Source organism: Arthrobacter sp. fls2-241-R2A-172 (genome assembly GCF_030208885.1).
Classification (GTDB): Bacteria; Actinomycetota; Actinomycetes; order Actinomycetales; family Micrococcaceae; genus Arthrobacter.
The window spans coordinates 369,980-386,340 of the sequence record NZ_JARVTB010000002.1; the positions used below are offsets into that span (position 1 = coordinate 369,980).

A 16,361-nucleotide genomic window follows, 5' to 3' on the forward strand; every position below is an offset into this window, starting at 1 on the left:
CGCTTTTGCCGTGCCCGCGATGGTCTCTGTGCTGCTGCTCACCGGCTGCATCGCCGACGGGGCAGGAAACCAGGTTTCACCGAGCTCCCCTTCGCTCTCCGTGCAGGAGGCCCCGGCAAGCAACGCCCCCTTGGAAACCACGCAGGCCTCTACGAAAATTCCCGTGTACTGGATCGGCCGCAGCAAGGATGAGGTCTACCTCTACCGGGAGTTCCGGGACATCGACGGTGACGACAACCCCGTAACCACCGCCCTGCGGATCATGATGGCGGAAAAGCCACTGGACCATGACTTCTTCACGCCGTGGCAGCAACCCAGCAGCCTGGCTACTTCCATATCGGGCAAGAACGTCATCACAGTGGACATCTCCCGTGATGCTTTCAATTCGAATCTCGATGCCGCCATGGCTCAGCGGGCCATTCAACAGTTGGTCTACACAGCCACTGCCGCGGCGTCGTCGTCGGGCCTTATCAATTCCGGCCAGCAGATCCAGGTGGTCATCCTGGTGGACGGCCACCCCGATTACATGGCTTTCGGGCAGGTGAAGCTGGGACAGCCGATGGCACGTGACGCCTCCCTTGTGGCACCGGTGTGGATCATCGATCCGCAGGAGGATGTCACGGTGCCGCCGGGCGCGGTAAAGTTCAACGGCCGCAGCACCGACAGCTCCAAAACCATCGCCTGGCAGATCCTCAGGGACAACGGCAAGGCCGAGAAGACGGGTCTGCTCAACGGACAGGCCAAGCCAACGGGCGAGCCGGGCCAGTACGGCGTCTTTACTTTCAGCGCGACGTTGAAGGCCGGCAAGTACGAGCTGCGGGTCTCACAGGTCGACGCCGCAGGCAAAGTCATCGAGTCCAGTACCGACACGCGACTGTTCAGCGTCGGCTAGGACCCGCCGGCGTCCTACCAGCGGCCCAGGACGTCACTGGCGAGAACGACGGCGGCTGGTCCCGCCGTCGACGACCGCAGGACATGGTGTCCCAACAGCGCCGTAACGGCTCCGGCGTCACTGAGCCGGGTGACTTCACGGGGTGAGATTCCGCCCTCCGGCCCAACGATCAGCAACACTTCCCGGGGTGATCCCGGATCTGAGCCATCCGGCACGCCCGACTCCTCCAGGACGGTCCGCAAGGGGTTCTTGGCATCTTCGTGCAGGATGATGGCCAGGTCCGCAGCAGCGACGACTTTCGCCAAGGCCGCGGTATCCACGATGGGGCGAACCTGCGGGATGTGTGACCTCCGTGCCTGTTTCGCTGCGGCGGCAACCACCGATTGCCACTTGGCATGTGCCTTGGCGGCCCGATCACCCTTCCATCGGACAATGGAGCGTTCGGACTGCCACGGAACCACCGCGTCAATGCCGAGTTCGGTGGCCGTTTCGACGGCAAGTTCGTCACGGTCCCCTTTGGCAAGCGCCTGGACGAGGACCAGGCGAACGGCCGGCCGCTCTTCGAAGACGACGTCCGAGGCCGTCACAGCCAAGGTGCCTGACCCGGTCTCGGAGACCGTACCCGTCAAACGTGTACCGGCGCCGTCTGCGATGTCTACCTGTTCGCCCACCGCCAAGCGTTTAACGGTGACCGCGTGGCGCGCCTCCGGGCCTTCCAGTACAAACACGGAACCAGGCCCCAGGTGGCTGAGGTTGCCTGCCTGGGTGAAGAAGACGGGGTTGCTCACCGCTACAGGTTACCGAGCTTGTCCCGCAGTTTGGCGAACATGCCGCCGCTGGCAACGAGCTTTCCCTCGGTGAACTGCTCTCCCCGCAGTTTGGCGAGCTGCTGGAGCAGCTCCTCCTGGGCGGCATCGAGCTTGGTAGGCGTTTCGACGTGCAAATGCACCTTGAGGTCGCCTCGGCCATAGCCGCGAAGGTGGGTGACGCCAAGCCCGCGAAGAGTGATGATTTCGCCTGACTGGGTTCCCGCCTTGACGTCGATGTCCTGTGCTCCGTCGAAGGTGTCCAACTGAAGTTCCGTACCCAGGGCAGCGGCTGTCATGGGCACGCTCAGGGTTGCGTGCAGGTCGTCGCCTTCACGCATGAACATGGAGTCGTTGTTGACGCGGATTTCGACGTAGAGATCGCCGGCCGGGCCGCCGGCGGGGCCCGCTTCGCCCTGGCCGGACAACTGGATCCGGGTACCGGTGGCCACACCGGCAGGAACCTTGATGGTGAGGGAACGACGACTGCGGATGCGACCCTGCCCGCTGCATTCGTTGCAGGGGTCCTTGATGACCGTGCCGAAGCCCTCGCAGGAGCCACAGGGGGCCGTGGTCATGACCTGGCCGAGGATGGACCGGACCGCCCGCTGGACCTGGCCGCTGCCACCACAGATGTCACACCGTTCAGGATGGGTACCAGGGCGGCAGCAACTGCCATCACAAGTGGGGCACACAACGGCCGTGTCGACTTCGAGCTTCTTGTTGACGCCGAATACCGCATCCTTGAGGTCGATGCGGACGCTGATGAGGGCGTCCTGGCCGCGCCGGACCCGGGAAGCCGGGCCGCCATGGCCGCCACCGCCGCCAAAGAAGGTGTCGAAAATGTCCTGGAAGGCGAAGCCCTGGCCGGAATAACCGCCGCCGAAGCCGTTTTCGGTTCCGTTTTCATTACCGGTGGCGTCGTAGACACGGCGCTTCTGCGGGTCCGACAACACCTCGTAGGCGTGGGTCACTGCCTTGAACTGCTCCGCGACATCTTCCCCGGGGTTGACGTCCGGGTGAAGTTTCCGCGCCAACTTGCGGTACGCCTTTTTGATCTCTTCCCCGGTGGCTTCCGGAGAGACTCCCAAAACGTCATAGTGGCTGCTCAAAGTCGGTATCTCTTCCTTGTTGTACTGCGGATGTTTCCTCGGGCCGGTGTTCAGCCGCCGAGAATGCGGGAAAGGTATCTGGCCACGGCCCGGACTGCGGCCATGGTGGTGGGATAGTCCATGCGGGTAGGGCCAAGGATCCCAACCTTGGCTCCGGAACCGTAGCCGGTGGCCACGACGGAAGCCTCGGCCAAACCGTCGTACGGGTTCTCCCGGCCAATGCTTACTGACACGCCCCGCGGATCATCGCCCATATCGGACAACAACCGCAGCATGACGACTTGTTCCTCAAGGGCTTCAAGCACCGGACCGATGCTCAAGGGGAAGTCCACATTGGAGCGGGCCAGGTTGGCGGTGCCCGCCATCAAGATGCGCTCTTCGCGGCTGTTGTCGCTCAGTGACTGCAGGCCGTGCGCAAGAGTCTGGGCCACGCCGCGAAGCTCGGGCGGGCAGAGGGCCACTACCGATGGAAGGACCTGTGGGAGAAGGTCCAGTTGCGTCCCGGCTATGCTTCCGAGGAACCGGGACCTCAGCAGCATCAATGCCTCGTTCGCAACATCTGATCCGGCATCGATGACCTTCTGGCCAACGCTGCCTGTGTCCGCAATGAGGACCACCAGGACCTGCTTTGGCGCAAGCAGCACGAACTCAACGTGACGGACGACCGCCCGGCTCGAGTGCGGGTACTGCACGACGGCGACCTGGTTGGTCAGCTGGGAAAGGAGCCTCACGGTCCGCTCCAGGATGTCGTCCACGTCATCCGGGCCCTCGAGGAGGGAGTGGATGGCACGGCGCTCCGCGGCCGAAAGTGGCTTTACCTGGGAGATACGGTCCACAAACAGGCGGTAGCCCTTGTCCGTGGGAATGCGTCCTGCGCTGGTGTGGGGCGCCGCGATGAGTCCTTCTTCTTCCAGGACAGCCATGTCATTGCGGATGGTGGCACTGGAAACACCGAGGTGGTGGCGCTCGACAAGGGCCTTGGATCCAACGGGTTCCCTGGAATGCACGTAGTCTTCAACGATGGCACGCAGCACTTCCAACTTGCGTGGCTCACTCATTGCTCCACCTCCTGACGACGTCCGTGGTCGTGGCGACCGGCGACTGCGGCACGCCCGCCGGGCCTCCGCACTTAGCACTCAACATGCCCAAGTGCTAACAAGTCTATTATGGGCCACCCCGTTGCTAGCATTGAAAACGCCCGTATTCAGCTTCCAGCGTGCAGGTTCGGCAGCTTCGCAACCCAAACGGCTCCCCCACCCATCAAGTACTCAAAGGTAGGAAATATCCCTTGGCTTTCGACAATTGGGGTCCACAGGATCTGACCGCTCCCGCCAAACGCCAGCTTCCTGAGGTAGCGGTCCAGCGGGGAATGGTCCTTGAAGACGTCCAGTCCGGCTGGGTGGGCGAAGTGACCAGGGTGGAGAAGACCGGCGGCATGCATGTCGTGTCCCTGGAGGACCGGCGTGGTAAGTCCAAATCGTTCCAGTTGGGATACGGCTTCCTGCTCGAAGGCCAGCCCATCCGCCTGATGCCTCCAGCAGTCCGGCAGTCGCCGTCGGCCGCCCAGCCGGGCCGTACCGCCTCAGGTTCCGTCAAGGTGCAAGGCCAGCGCGCACAGGTGGCCAAGGCCAGCCGCATCTGGGTGGAAGGAAAGCACGACGCCGAACTGGTCGAGAAGGTCTGGGGTGACGATCTCAGGGTCGAAGGGATCGTGGTTGAACCCTTGCATGGCGTGGACGACCTCGCGTCCGCCATTGCGGATTTCAACCCCGGCCCGGACCGCCGCCTCGGGATCCTGGTGGACCACCTGGTCCAGGGATCGAAAGAATCCCGCATCGCCGCCGAGGCCATGGCCTGTCCCGGAGCCGCTGGAAACGTCCTCATTGTGGGACATCCGTACGTGGATGTGTGGCAAGCCATCAGGCCCAAGGTGTTGGGCATTGAGAAGTGGCCCACAGTGCCGCGTGGCATGGATTGGAAGACCGGCATCCTCCGCGCCTTCGGCTGGCCGCACGAGACCGCCGAGGACATCGGGTTGGGCTGGCAAAGGCTGCTGGGCGCCGTACGGAGCTACGCCGACCTTGAAGCATCCCTGCTGGGCCGTGTTGAGGAAGTCATCGACTTCCTGACGGTCCCCTAAAGCATTCACCCTGAACCACTGCAACTGCAGCGCCAACGGGGAGTTGGTCCATAGAAGCGGGCGCGTGCCGGTATTCTGGGACAGCAACACCGCAGCATCTTTACAGCAAAGGGAAGACACCGTGGCAGAGAACGCTCCTGAAGAACCGGGCAGCGCCGCAGGGCGGCCCCAGTACCATGGCGCGCCAGCCAATGCACTGCCCTTGACGGCCGGCGAAGACCGGCAGTGGGCCACTTTGGCGCACTTTGGCGGCATTCTTGGCTGCTTGCCTTCCCTGTTGATCTACCTGATCTTCCGGGACCGGGGACCCTTCACTGCACAGGAATCCAAGGAAGCGCTGAACTTCACCCTTCCCCCGACCATCGCAGCGGTCCTCGCCAACATCCTCGTCCTGCTTCCAGTGGTCGGCAACATTTTCGCCGTGATCGCGACCGGCATTTGGGTAGCCCTGACGTGCTTCTCCGTTTCAGCCGGAATCCGCGTGAACCACGGCCAGCCGCACCGCTACAAACTGAATTTGCGCTGGATCAAGTAGCTGCCTGACCAGCAGGAGAGTCCCGGCAGTGCTGCCAAACGGCCGTGAGGCTCAGTCCGGGAGGATCCTGCGGACCACTGCGTCTGCCAGCAGGCGACCCTTCAGCGTGAGGACCAAGCGGCCCTTGAAGGCCTGGATTGGGTCAACCAGTCCATCTGCGATCAACCCGGCCATTGCGTGCCGCCCCACGCCGTCCAAGGCGTCGACAGCCAGGCCTGTACCCAGGCGGGCTTCGAGCATGATGCGCTCCACCTCGCGCGTGTCAGGGTCCAGCGTCTCCCTGCCTGCCGCCGGCGAGCTTCCCGATCCCAGTCGTGAAGCATAAGCCGTAGGATGCTTGACGTTCCACCAGCGCACACCCCCTACGTGGGAGTGCGCTCCTGGGCCCACGCCCCACCAGTCATCTCCACGCCAGTAAGCAAGGTTGTGGCGGCATGCCTGCTCCGGAGAGCGCGCCCAGTTGCTGACCTCGTACCAGGCCATCCCCGCCGCTGAGATGAGTTCATCGGCGAGTTCGTATTTCGCGGCGTGGTCGTCGTCGTCGATGCCGGGCACCTCGCCTCGACGGATTTGCGCAGCAAGCTTGGTGCCGTCCTCCACGATCAACGCATAGGCGCTGATGTGGTCCGGTTCGTACGACAGGGCCGTTTCGAGGGAAACGCGCCAGTCCTCCATGGACTCCCCCGGGGTCCCATAAATGAGGTCCAGGCTGACGGCGAGTCCGGCGTCGCGCGCCCACTGCACCACCAGCGGAACGCGGCTTGGCGTGTGAGTGCGGTCCAGCACTTTGAGGACATGCGGCACCGCTGACTGCATGCCGAAGGAGACCCTGGTGAGTCCGGCATCCGCGAGCAGCTTCAACGATTCGGGCGTGACGGAGTCAGGATTGGCCTCGGTGGTCACTTCCGCGCCGGATTCCAGCCCCCACGTCCCAACCGCGGAACGCAGGATCCTTGCCAAGTCCTCGGCTGGAAGCAGAGTCGGGGTACCACCGCCGAAAAAGACGGTACTCAGGGGGCGCGCCGGAACCGATGAGGACTCGAGTGCCTTCACGGCGAAGTCGAGCTCCGAGATGGCGGTACTGGCATAGGCATCCTGCGAGGCACCACCGCCCAGTTCCGTCGCGGTATAGGTATTGAAATCGCAATAGCCGCAACGCACGGCACAAAATGGGATATGGACGTACAGTCCGAACTTGCGGTGCTCGACGCCCGTCAACACCTGCGGAGGCAGAACGCCATCCGCAGGTGCTGGATCGCCCAAAGGAAGGACGCTGGGCATTTACTTCTTGGCCTTGTCCTTGGACTCGTCTGTGGTCAGGGCAGCGATGAACGCCTCCTGGGGCACCTCCACGCGGCCCACCATCTTCATGCGCTTCTTGCCTTCCTTCTGCTTCTCGAGCAGTTTGCGCTTACGGGTGATGTCACCGCCGTAGCACTTGGCAAGAACGTCCTTGCGGATGGCCCTGATGCTTTCACGCGCAATGATGCGCGAACCAATGGCCGCCTGGATCGGCACTTCAAACTGCTGGCGCGGAATAAGTTCGCGGAGCTTGGCCGTCATCATCACGCCGTAGGCGTACGCCTTGTCACGGTGCGTGATGGCACTGAACGCATCTACTTGCTCACCCTGGAGCAGGATGTCGACCTTCACGAGGTCGGCGACTTGTTCGCCGTCGGCCTTCCAGTCCAGCGAGGCGTAGCCACGGGTCTTGGACTTCAGGAGGTCGAAGAAGTCGAACACGATTTCAGCCAGCGGGATCCAGTAACGGAGCTCCACGCGGTCCTCGGACAGGTAGTCCATGCCCTTCATCTGCCCACGACGGCTCTGGCACAATTCCATGATGGAGCCGACGAACTCGTTTGGCGCAAGGATGGTAGCCGAAACCATCGGTTCACGGACCTCGGAAATCTTTCCCGTGGGGTATTCGCTGGGGTTCGTCACGTGGACAACTTTCTTGTCCTCGAGCGTTACCTCGTATTCCACGTTGGGGGCGGTGGAAATGAGATCCAGGTTGTACTCACGCTCAAGGCGCTCCCTGGTGATTTCCAGGTGCAGCAATCCGAGGAAGCCCACGCGGAATCCAAAGCCCAGCGCAGCCGACGTCTCGGGTTCGTAAACGAGCGCGGCATCGTTGAGCATCAACTTTTCGAGGGCATCGCGAAGCACCGGATAGTCCGTGCCGTCCAACGGATACAGGCCTGAGAAGACCATGGGTTTCGCGTCCGCGTAACCGCTCAAGGACTCCGAAGCAGGTTTGGCCAGGTTGGTGACAGTATCGCCCACCTTGGACTGGCGGACGTCCTTCACACCGGTGATCAGGTACCCCACTTCACCCACGCCAAGACCCTTGGACGGGGTAGGTTCCGGGGAACTCACACCGATTTCCAGGAGCTCGTGCGTGGCCCGGGTGGACATCATCTGGATTCGCTCACGGGGGTGCAGCATGCCGTCAACCACCCGGACGTAGGTGACCACGCCACGGTAGGTGTCATACACGGAGTCGAAAATCATGGCACGGGCCGGAGCGTCCGGGTCACCCACGGGCGCGGGGAGGTCTCGGACAATTTTGTCCAGCAACGCCTCGACGCCCACGCCGGTCTTGCCGGAAACCTTGAGGACGTCTTCGGGGTCGCCACCAATCAGGTTCGCCAGCTCCGCAGCATACTTCTCCGGCTGCGCTGCCGGGAGGTCGATCTTGTTCAGTACCGGGATGATGGTGAGGTTGTTTTCCATGGCCAAGTACAGGTTGGCCAAGGTCTGGGCTTCGATACCCTGTGCCGCGTCGACCAGGAGAACCGCGCCTTCACAGGCAGCCAGGGATCGCGAGACCTCGTAGGTGAAGTCCACGTGGCCGGGGGTGTCGATCATGTTCAGTGCATAGCTGGTGCCATCGAGCTCCCAGGGCATGCGAACAGCCTGGGACTTGATGGTGATGCCGCGCTCACGTTCGATGTCCATACGGTCCAGATACTGGGCCTTCATGTCGCGCTGTTGAACGACGCCGGTGTACTGCAGCATGCGGTCGGCCAGGGTGGACTTACCGTGGTCGATATGGGCAATGATGCAGAAGTTCCGGATGATGGCCGGATCTGTTGCGGCGGGCACCGGTGCGGTGCGGGCCATGGGAGACACGCAGGATCCTTACTGTCGATACTCACACGGCAATTCCGCGAACTGGGCATAGGCCAGCCGGAATGCGCCGCGCATCTGATCCTCCAGTCTCCCACGAACCAGCGGTTCACCGTACATTGCCGGCGCAGACCGGTACCGGCCCGGTTGTAGCGTTGTCACATGGCTATCGACTTGCGCCCCCTGGGCAAACTCATCCTGCGATCGCTCAAGGCATGGGGAAGCGGCAACACCAAACCGGCCACCCGCCCCAGCGGAGCAAAAACGCAAACCCGGCCTGCCGGCGTCGGCGGCTCCTACCCCGGCGACTTTCGCGGGCCGCTCCGGCCCAAGTACTCCCCCAAGCCGGATGGGCAACCGGACCCGGGCGAGATCGTGTGGGGATGGGTGCCCTATGAAGAGGACTACAGCCGCGGGAAAGACCGTCCCGTGCTGCTCGTAGGTGCTGACGCCAAGTGTCTCCTGGGCCTGATGCTGACATCAAAAGACCACGACCATGGGGCCCGCGCCGACGATTACGTCGACATCGGTGCCGGAGCCTGGGACCGGCAAGGGCGACCCAGTGAAGTCAAAGTGGACCGCGTGATCCGGCTCGACCCGGCGTCCATCCGCCGGGAGGGCGCCGTGCTGGAAAGGGCCCTGTTCAACGAGGTGTCCCGGGCGCTCCGCGCGCAACAGGACAGGCGGTGACTTCAAAGTCGCCGTCAGGGCGGACCGTCTGCTATTCTTTATAGCTGTGTGTTCGTGCAGGTCGACGGCCACACATGGTTGGCTGCCATAGGCATCCCCACGCCGCTCAGTCGATGGCCAACCTGAAAACCCTCTAGACCATTTCCGCATTAAAAAGAGAGTTCATACGTGGCTAATATCAAGTCCCAGAAGAAGCGCATCCTCACCAACGAGAAGGCTCGCCTGCGCAACAACGCAGTCAAGTCCGAGCTGAAGACTGCCATCCGCGCCGTCAACACCGCCGTTGAGTCTGCTGACAAGGATGCTGCTGGAACTGCACTTGTTGCTGCCAGCCGCAAGCTGGACAAGGCTGTCAGCAAGGGCGTTATTCACAAGAACAACGCTGCAAACCGCAAGTCGGCGATCTCCAAGAAGGTCAACGCACTCTAAGGTTTTTCCAGTTCGACTGAGCTGATCACAAGGCCGGCGCCCAATGGGTGCCGGCCTTTGGGTTTAACGCGGTCAGCGTCGGCTGGCCGATGTGGCAATAACCGTCACTGCGTGCTCCACCGCGTACACGGGATCGCGGGAAAGCCCCTTGACCTGGGCGTCCGCTTCCGCAATGACCTGAATGGACCGGATAAGACCCTCAGGCGTCCATCGTCGGACATCACGTTGGGCCTGCTCCACGAGCCAAGGCTGCATGCCCAGGTTCCTGGCGATGGTGGCCGGGGAGCCATTGGCTCCGGCCACTTTGGCCAGGGTACGCAACTTGGCCGCCAGTGCTGCAACCAAAGGAACCGGATCCACTCCTGTCGCCAGAGCGTGACGGAGCGTTGATAATGCCACGGGACCATTACCGGCCATTGCGGCGTCGGCAACCTTGAATGCGGTGGCTTCGACTCTTCCGCCGTAGTATCGCTCCACAGTCGCCGCATCCACGGCGGTGGTAGCGTCGGCGATCAACTGGCTGCAGGCCGCGGCCAGTTCGGACAAGTTGGCGCCCACGGCATTAACCAGTGCCATGACAGCCTCGCCTTCGATGCGCCGGCCCCCGGCTTTGAATTCAGAGACAACAAAGGAGGTCTTCTCGGCGTCCTTCTTGAGCGGCTGGCAATCCACCACCGGCCACCCAGCCGACTTGACGGCGTCGAGCAGTTTTTTGCCGCGAACGCCTCCCGCATGCCTGAGGACCAGCACGACATCCTGGTCGGGGTTCTGCAGGTATGCCAGGCCATCGGCGAGGAAGGCGTCGTTCATGGCCTCCAAGCCCTCGATTTCAATGAGCTTGCCCTCGCCAAACAATGACGGGGTAACGGTCATTGCCAACGAGCCGGCCTCATAGGAGCCTGCGTTGAGCCGGCTCAACTCTACCTCCGGAGTAGCCGTCCGTACGTGGGACCGGATGCGGTCCATGGCACGGATGCCCAGGTACTCCTCGGGACCCGTAACCAACACCACGGCCGCAGGAGTGATCTCCCGCCAGCTGACGTTGTTGGCCGAGGCGGTTTTGGCCCGGTTATTTTGGGCAGCAGCCAATGGTGGTTCCTTCCGGACGTTTCCTTGCAGGATTCAAGTCTGCCATGCCCCGGCGGGAGCTTCGGACAGTTGCCACCATGCTCACACCGTCCCAGGGAAGGCCGCACGGATTGCCCTCATTCGTTCTTCAGAAGGTGTTCGAAAAGGTCGTGGTGCCGATCCCCGTACCGCTGATCTGGTAGCTGAGGGTCGTGGTTTCCGTCGGCCCTTTCCTGGTGACCCCGAGGCCGAACCGGAGAGCCGCAGGGTCCACCCTGGTGCTGACGCAACGGAACTGCCTGGTCGTGGAGGGGTCGTGGGTACACGTCCAACCGACGGGAACAACAAGCTTTCCTGGAATCATGTCGGAGCCTTCGGACACTGTGAAGACGGCTTCAGCTGTGCTGGGAGCGGCCCCGCCAAGGTCGAAGGTAATGATGACATTGACATCCGACGCTGTTGTGCCTGCTTCGGTGCTGAAGGTCGCGCTCACCACGGGTTGCGGCTGCGGGGTGACAGAAACCGATGGAAGGGGCGTGCTGGACGGACCCGGAGTTGGTATTGGGGTTGGAAGCAGCGGAGGCAGGGAACCAGGTTCTCCCGGAACGACGGGTGGCAGCGGAACAACGGGAATGCCATGCGAGGCCGGAGAAGACGGCTGGATAGCCGGTGACCGCTGCACGTCCGGAAGCAGTGGAAGCACCTTGGAACTGCCGGCCTTTGTACTGGCCGCAGAGGGCTTCCCTGGAAGGACCGGAACCCCTTCCTGATCCTTTTTTCCGGGATCAGCTATGTCCTCGACGACGGCGGGGATCGTTTCCGGTGTGGCTGTGGGCTTGGCTGGGTTTGCAGTAACACCGGGCAGGGGGCTCGTCGCACCGGCAGGTCCTTTCAACGATGGCGAACCTGTGACTCCCAGCGCTACGGCCGCACCCAAAACCACAGCAGCGCCCGTGAGCACACCTGCGGCTATTTTCCACGTCAAAGACCATTGCCTGGGAGCAGCGTGGGAACCCCGTGCCACCGCCGTCGCTCCGGAACCCGAAAGAGCCGGTACTGCGGAGGTGAACCCAACACCGGTCACCAGAGGGAAGAGGGCGGCACGCATTGCTGATTGGACGTCGTTAAGGTCCAGCAACAACGCTGTGCATCGAGCACACTCGTCCAAATGCGCCTGCATCTTGTCCTGGGATCGCCGACGCAGTCCATTACGGGCATACACACCGAGCTGCGACGAATACTCTTCGCAGTCCTGTCCCACGGAATTACTGACGTGCTGCTGGAGGTAGACCTGACGTAGCCGTTCCCTGGCCCTCAATGCCAGGGAAGAGACCCCATTGGGGCTCAGCCCCAACATCACCGAGGCGGCTGCCGGCTTCATCCCCTCTATATCCACATACCAAAGAACCGCCTGCCATCGCTCAGGAAGGGTCTTGAACGCCCGGGCGACCGCTGCGGACTCGAACTCCGCCATGACCGGGTCCTGCTGCTCCTCCACGGAATCGAGCACGTATGACTCGTCCGTCGGCCGCGTACGGGACGCTGCCTGGTTGGCCTTGAACGAGATGCGTTTGACGGTGGTCAGCAGATACGCCCTAAAGAACGTATCCGGACCCTTTCCCGACCTCAGGGACTGAAAAACGGAGGCGAAGGCGTCGGATACAACATCATCGACATCGGCCCGGTTATCGGCCTGGTTCGCTGCGACATATGTGGCGATGCCTCGGTGCCGCTCGTACAGCACATCAAATGCCTCCGCGTCACCGGAGCGCACCCGCGCCACCAGGTCAGCATCGCTGTCAGCCAGACCGACTCCGGCGCGTCCCTCGCTCTCCGCTGGAACTGTTCCCTCCATACCGGCCCCGAGTTCGGACGCGGATCATCCAGTGGACCAACCTGGTCATCGCCGACCAAGGCTTTATGGGGCCACGCTGCTGCAGCCCCGTCGCAGTCGCCGCATCCATGCGCTGCGCTCCACGGGGCCAGCTTACGATCAGACGGTGAATTAATACACAACGCCCTGATGAACGTCCGGACGTAGGAGGCTTGGCCTCCCTCCCCCTGCGGGAAGCCATTGCTTCCAGCAGCGTCACGACTTCGCTGTGGAGGGCCATGACAGAACCCTGCAGGGTCGTCGGATGAAGCATCATCCATGCCGACAGGACCGTTACCACCGAGAAAACAGCCATGGCGACCACACCCGCCGGACCTTCTGCCCAAGGCAACGCTGCGCCCGGCAACCCAGCAAAAAACCTGGCCAAGGCCGCTATCGCCCCGGCACAATACCCAGCGATGGCCAGCGGGGCCACCGCCACCCAGGGAACAAACGCAGCGAGTGGCACCGCAATGGTCCCCAGGATTGTCACAGGAGCCACCAGCGGACCGGCCGTCACGTTCGCGACGAGCGCGTACGGGGTGAACTGTGGCTGCAGCGCAGCAATGACGGGGCCGCACAGTAACTGCGCAGCTAACGGTACTGCAACAGCCGTTGCCAGCCACCGGGGCACCTGTGGTGGAAACCAGGAGCATATGCGGCTGGCCAGTAAAACAATGCCCAAGGTGGCAAGCACAGACAGGAGAAAGCCGACATTGCCGGCAAGCGAGGGGTCCACGAACAAGAGTACGGAACTGGCAACGCAGAGAAAGGTCAATGCCCGTCCCCTCAGCCCACCAGCCAAGGCTGTCACACCAACGCACCCCATGACCGCGGCGCGCAGCACGCTTGGGTCCGGTCCCACCAACACCACAAACGCGAAAAGCCCAAGGCAACCACCTGCCGCAGAAAGGGGCCTGGACAGCCGAAAGTACCTCGCCAACAGAACGAACCCGCCCAACACCAGGCTGCAGTTGGCGCCGGACACGGCTGTCAGGTGCGCCATGCCGGTAGTTTTCATGTCGACACCAAGACTCTCCGGCAGCGCACTCGTGTCGCCAGTGACCATTCCGGGTAACAACCCCGCGGCGTCCGGGGGTAGCCATGCGGTAGCTTCCACGAAGTGTTTCCGCAGGTCACCCGCGACACCGCGCACGTCGAAATCCGCCCCCACGGCGACAGGGGCAGACGCCGCCGAGAGCAAGCCCGCTTCCGGTTGACCTGTTCGCACTTCCTTGAGGGAGCCGGTTGTCCTGACCCGGTCTCCCGCACGTACGTTCTGCCAGCGATCGTCACCCACCACCACCACATCGGCCGCACCCCGCACCCTGGCGCCGGAGTACGTGGCATCGATGAGGCGGGCATCGACGGTCCACCGGTCCCTCGCGGACTGACCCGGGGCAGGGATCTTGCTGGGGCTTCCCGTGATGACCAAGTGTGCGACGACGCCGTCCCCTGACTCGACTGCCGGCGCGAGCGGACCGTGTTCCTGCTTGGCTTCACTCACAGCGCAGTGGACCGCGACAGCAGCCCCCACGACGCAGGCAAGCGCAAAAGTGGCTGCCATGGTCCGTCGGGACCGGCGCCTGTGGTGCCGCCCTCCAACGAGCAGCCCTCCCCCGGCCACAAGAAGCCCCGACGCGAGGACTGCACAGCCCGCCGCACCCAATATCCCACCAGCAAGCGCCGCGGCCCATGAAACCAGCACTGTGGGCACAAGCCTCAGATCCAGGCGGCGAGGAGAAGTTTCCGCCTCAGCCACTGTCCACCGCCACGAGGTCCTTCAATGACTCCATCAGTTTGGGCCCGATCCCATCAATTGCGTCGAGTTCATCCACGGAGGCGAAAGCACCGTGTTCCTTCCGCCAATCGACGATGCGCTGAGCCATCACCGGCCCCACTCGTGGCAACGTTCCGAGTTCTTCCACGGAGGCGGTATTGATGTTGATCCTGGCAGCGCCTCCCGCAGTGGCACCCGCAGGTGTGCTTGCAGCCCCGGAACCGCCGGTACCCACAGGTGGTTCCCCCTGGGGTGGCTCGCCGAGCGCGGGTACATGGACCTTGGTGCCGTCCCTGAGGACTTCCGCGAGGTTCAGGCCGCCGAGGTTCGCGTTCGGCGAGGCGCCACCTGCCGCTTCGATGGCTTGAAAGACGCGGCTGCCTTCGGGCAGTGACACTACGCCTGGCGCTTTCACGGCACCTGCTACATGGACCAGCACAGTCCCGGATGCATCACCGTCAGGACCTGTCGCGGCAGTGGGTACCGTACTGCTGCCCGATGAACTGCTAGGGCTGAGGGGAACAAATGTCGGGGCCGCTGGCGGGGACATCCACCATTGAAGCCCGATGAAGCCAACAACCAGCACGGCCAGAAGGGCCGCAACCCGCCAAGGTGTCCGCCATCGGAGGCGGGCCGGGGCCGCTCGTTCAGGATCTGCCCCGCCTTGGTTCCCCGCCTCTGGAAGCTCCAACAACGGAGGCGCCGTAGGGCCGGTAGCCACGCGGTCCACGAAACGCTGCCGGACGGCCTTCGCTGCGGCATCCGGCGACGGGTCCTGGCTCCACCGTGGCATGGAACGAGCCTATGGCCAGCACTCCGGGCCGGAACCCGGGGAAGTTTCCTATGTGGAAAACACGGGTGCTCAACCCGCGGGTGTACTGCTTTCCCCAACGATGACAGCCAGCACGCCCAGGCCCGCGTGGGCAGCCAGGACAGCCGGCAGCGCACTGATTTGAGGCGCCGGGCACTCCGGGCATTTCTGGTTCAACCGGGCGGCCAAGGCTTCGGCCTCTATTTGATTGCCGAAGTGGTGAACGGCCAGGCGCTGCTGGCCCGCCGGCCGGGAGGCAACATCGGCTGCCACGATTTCCTCGAGGCGGCTTATGGCGCGGACGGCGGAACGCACCTTTTCGAGCGGAACGATCTTGCCGCCGTCGACCGCCAGAATCGGCTTGATGGCCAGCACGGTTCCAAGCAGCGACGCTGCCGCCCCAATGCGTCCGCCACGCCGCAACTGCTCCAAGCTGGGGACATAGAAGTAGACCTTGGTCCGTTCCATGCGGCGCTCCGCGAAATGGCGCACTTCAGCTGCCTCGCGACCGTCGGCCGCAGCCACCACGGCGCTCTGGACACCCATGCCTTGTGCCATGCCAACCGTGCGCGAGTCCACCACTTCCACCGGAATGCTGACCCGGGCCGCAGCCAGCCGGGCTGCATCGGCAGTTCCGGACAGCTCTGAGGAGATGTGGATGGAGACCACGGCCTCGAAACCCCGGCGCTGCGCAAGGAGGTAGGCCTGTTCAAATTGTCCGGGCGATGGCCTTGAGGTTTTGACCGATGCCCCTGACGCCAAAGCCAGCGATAACGTTTGGGTGATGTCGTCTTCGCCCTCACCGTAGATCTCGTTCCCCACCATAACGGGCATGGGAACGACCGCCAGGCGCCCGTCGGCGGTGAAGGCGGATACCCATTCCGGTGGCAGGGCTGCCGCTGAATCCGTGACGACAGCAGTCTTAACGACGGCGGCCAGCGGCTCGCCAGGGACGGTAACCGGAGCTGTGGGTTGCCGGAGGCGCGCCACTCTTTCCTTGAGCCATATCCAAGCGGGTGGTTCTCGCTCAGGCACGCAACCTCCAAAGATGATGACCGGCCGCCGGCACGATGCCGGCGGCCGCACAATCCCT

Annotated in this window: 15 protein-coding genes; 5 read left to right on the plus strand and 10 right to left on the minus strand. The window is 63.2% G+C overall.

Annotated elements, in window-relative coordinates; genetic code table 11:
- Nucleotides 1–19 precede the first annotated feature (19 nt).
- A complete protein-coding gene (locus tag QRM57_RS04560) occupies nucleotides 20–892 on the plus strand; it encodes a GerMN domain-containing protein (protein WP_257368430.1) in 873 nt (290 codons plus the stop codon).
- 14 nt (nucleotides 893–906) lie between these two features.
- Here QRM57_RS04560 and QRM57_RS04565 read toward each other — a convergent pair whose 3' ends face one another.
- The 3 genes from QRM57_RS04565 to hrcA are packed head-to-tail and all read right to left on the minus strand — an operon-like array spanning nucleotide 907 to nucleotide 3,868.
- Complete coding sequence (locus tag QRM57_RS04565) at nucleotides 907–1,680, minus strand: 16S rRNA (uracil(1498)-N(3))-methyltransferase (protein WP_284985737.1); 774 nt, start codon at nucleotides 1,678–1,680, stop codon at nucleotides 907–909.
- 2 nt (nucleotides 1,681–1,682) lie between these two features.
- Entirely contained in the window at nucleotides 1,683–2,810 is a 1,128-nt protein-coding gene (gene dnaJ / locus QRM57_RS04570; RefSeq protein ID WP_211712328.1) for a molecular chaperone DnaJ, read from the minus strand.
- A 50-nt stretch (nucleotides 2,811–2,860) separates the two neighbouring features.
- A complete protein-coding gene (hrcA, locus tag QRM57_RS04575; protein WP_257368026.1) occupies nucleotides 2,861–3,868 on the minus strand; it encodes a heat-inducible transcriptional repressor HrcA in 1,008 nt (335 codons plus the stop codon).
- Between the two features lie 230 nt (nucleotides 3,869–4,098).
- Here hrcA and QRM57_RS04580 point away from each other — a divergent pair, with 230 nt between their 5' ends.
- Both QRM57_RS04580 and QRM57_RS04585 read left to right on the plus strand, forming a co-directional pair.
- Complete coding sequence (locus QRM57_RS04580) at nucleotides 4,099–4,950, plus strand: DUF3097 domain-containing protein (RefSeq protein ID WP_284985738.1); 852 nt, start codon at nucleotides 4,099–4,101, stop codon at nucleotides 4,948–4,950.
- Between the two features lie 121 nt (nucleotides 4,951–5,071).
- A complete protein-coding gene (locus tag QRM57_RS04585) occupies nucleotides 5,072–5,485 on the plus strand; it encodes a DUF4870 domain-containing protein (RefSeq protein ID WP_235520718.1) in 414 nt (137 codons plus the stop codon).
- Nucleotides 5,486–5,536: 51 nt separating this feature from the next.
- Here the strand turns inward: QRM57_RS04585 and hemW are convergent, their stop codons facing one another.
- Both hemW and lepA read right to left on the minus strand, forming a co-directional pair.
- Nucleotides 5,537–6,766, minus strand: a complete 1,230-nt coding sequence (gene hemW, locus QRM57_RS04590) for a radical SAM family heme chaperone HemW (RefSeq protein WP_284985739.1) — start codon at nucleotides 6,764–6,766, stop codon at nucleotides 5,537–5,539.
- Nucleotides 6,767–8,620, minus strand: a complete 1,854-nt coding sequence (gene lepA, locus QRM57_RS04595) for a translation elongation factor 4 (RefSeq protein WP_235520720.1) — start codon at nucleotides 8,618–8,620, stop codon at nucleotides 6,767–6,769.
- Between the two features lie 159 nt (nucleotides 8,621–8,779).
- Between lepA and QRM57_RS04600 the strand changes: the two genes are divergently transcribed.
- On the plus strand, nucleotides 8,780–9,307 hold the full coding sequence (locus QRM57_RS04600) for a type II toxin-antitoxin system PemK/MazF family toxin (RefSeq protein ID WP_284985740.1): 528 nt from the start codon (nucleotides 8,780–8,782) through the stop codon (nucleotides 9,305–9,307).
- 168 nt (nucleotides 9,308–9,475) lie between these two features.
- Complete coding sequence (gene rpsT / locus QRM57_RS04605; protein WP_011774926.1) at nucleotides 9,476–9,736, plus strand: 30S ribosomal protein S20; 261 nt, start codon at nucleotides 9,476–9,478, stop codon at nucleotides 9,734–9,736.
- 72 nt (nucleotides 9,737–9,808) lie between these two features.
- Here rpsT and holA read toward each other — a convergent pair whose 3' ends face one another.
- From holA to QRM57_RS04630, 5 genes are all read right to left on the minus strand, one after another.
- Nucleotides 9,809–10,825, minus strand: coding sequence for a DNA polymerase III subunit delta (holA, locus tag QRM57_RS04610; RefSeq protein WP_284985741.1), 1,017 nt, complete (start codon nucleotides 10,823–10,825; stop codon nucleotides 9,809–9,811).
- 127 nt (nucleotides 10,826–10,952) lie between these two features.
- Nucleotides 10,953–12,659 carry a sigma-70 family RNA polymerase sigma factor gene (locus QRM57_RS04615; RefSeq protein ID WP_284985742.1) on the minus strand — a complete coding sequence of 569 codons (1,707 nt, stop codon included), beginning with the start codon at nucleotides 12,657–12,659 and terminating at the stop codon, nucleotides 10,953–10,955.
- Nucleotides 12,604–14,244 carry a ComEC/Rec2 family competence protein gene (locus QRM57_RS04620; RefSeq protein WP_284985743.1) on the minus strand — a complete coding sequence of 547 codons (1,641 nt, stop codon included), beginning with the start codon at nucleotides 14,242–14,244 and terminating at the stop codon, nucleotides 12,604–12,606. The genes QRM57_RS04615 and QRM57_RS04620 overlap by 56 nt, the downstream gene beginning before the upstream one ends.
- 187 nt (nucleotides 14,245–14,431) lie before the next feature.
- Complete coding sequence (locus QRM57_RS04625; protein ID WP_284985744.1) at nucleotides 14,432–15,250, minus strand: helix-hairpin-helix domain-containing protein; 819 nt, start codon at nucleotides 15,248–15,250, stop codon at nucleotides 14,432–14,434.
- 69 nt (nucleotides 15,251–15,319) lie between these two features.
- Entirely contained in the window at nucleotides 15,320–16,354 is a 1,035-nt protein-coding gene (locus tag QRM57_RS04630) for a DegV family protein (protein ID WP_284985745.1), read from the minus strand.
- Nucleotides 16,355–16,361 lie beyond the last annotated feature (7 nt).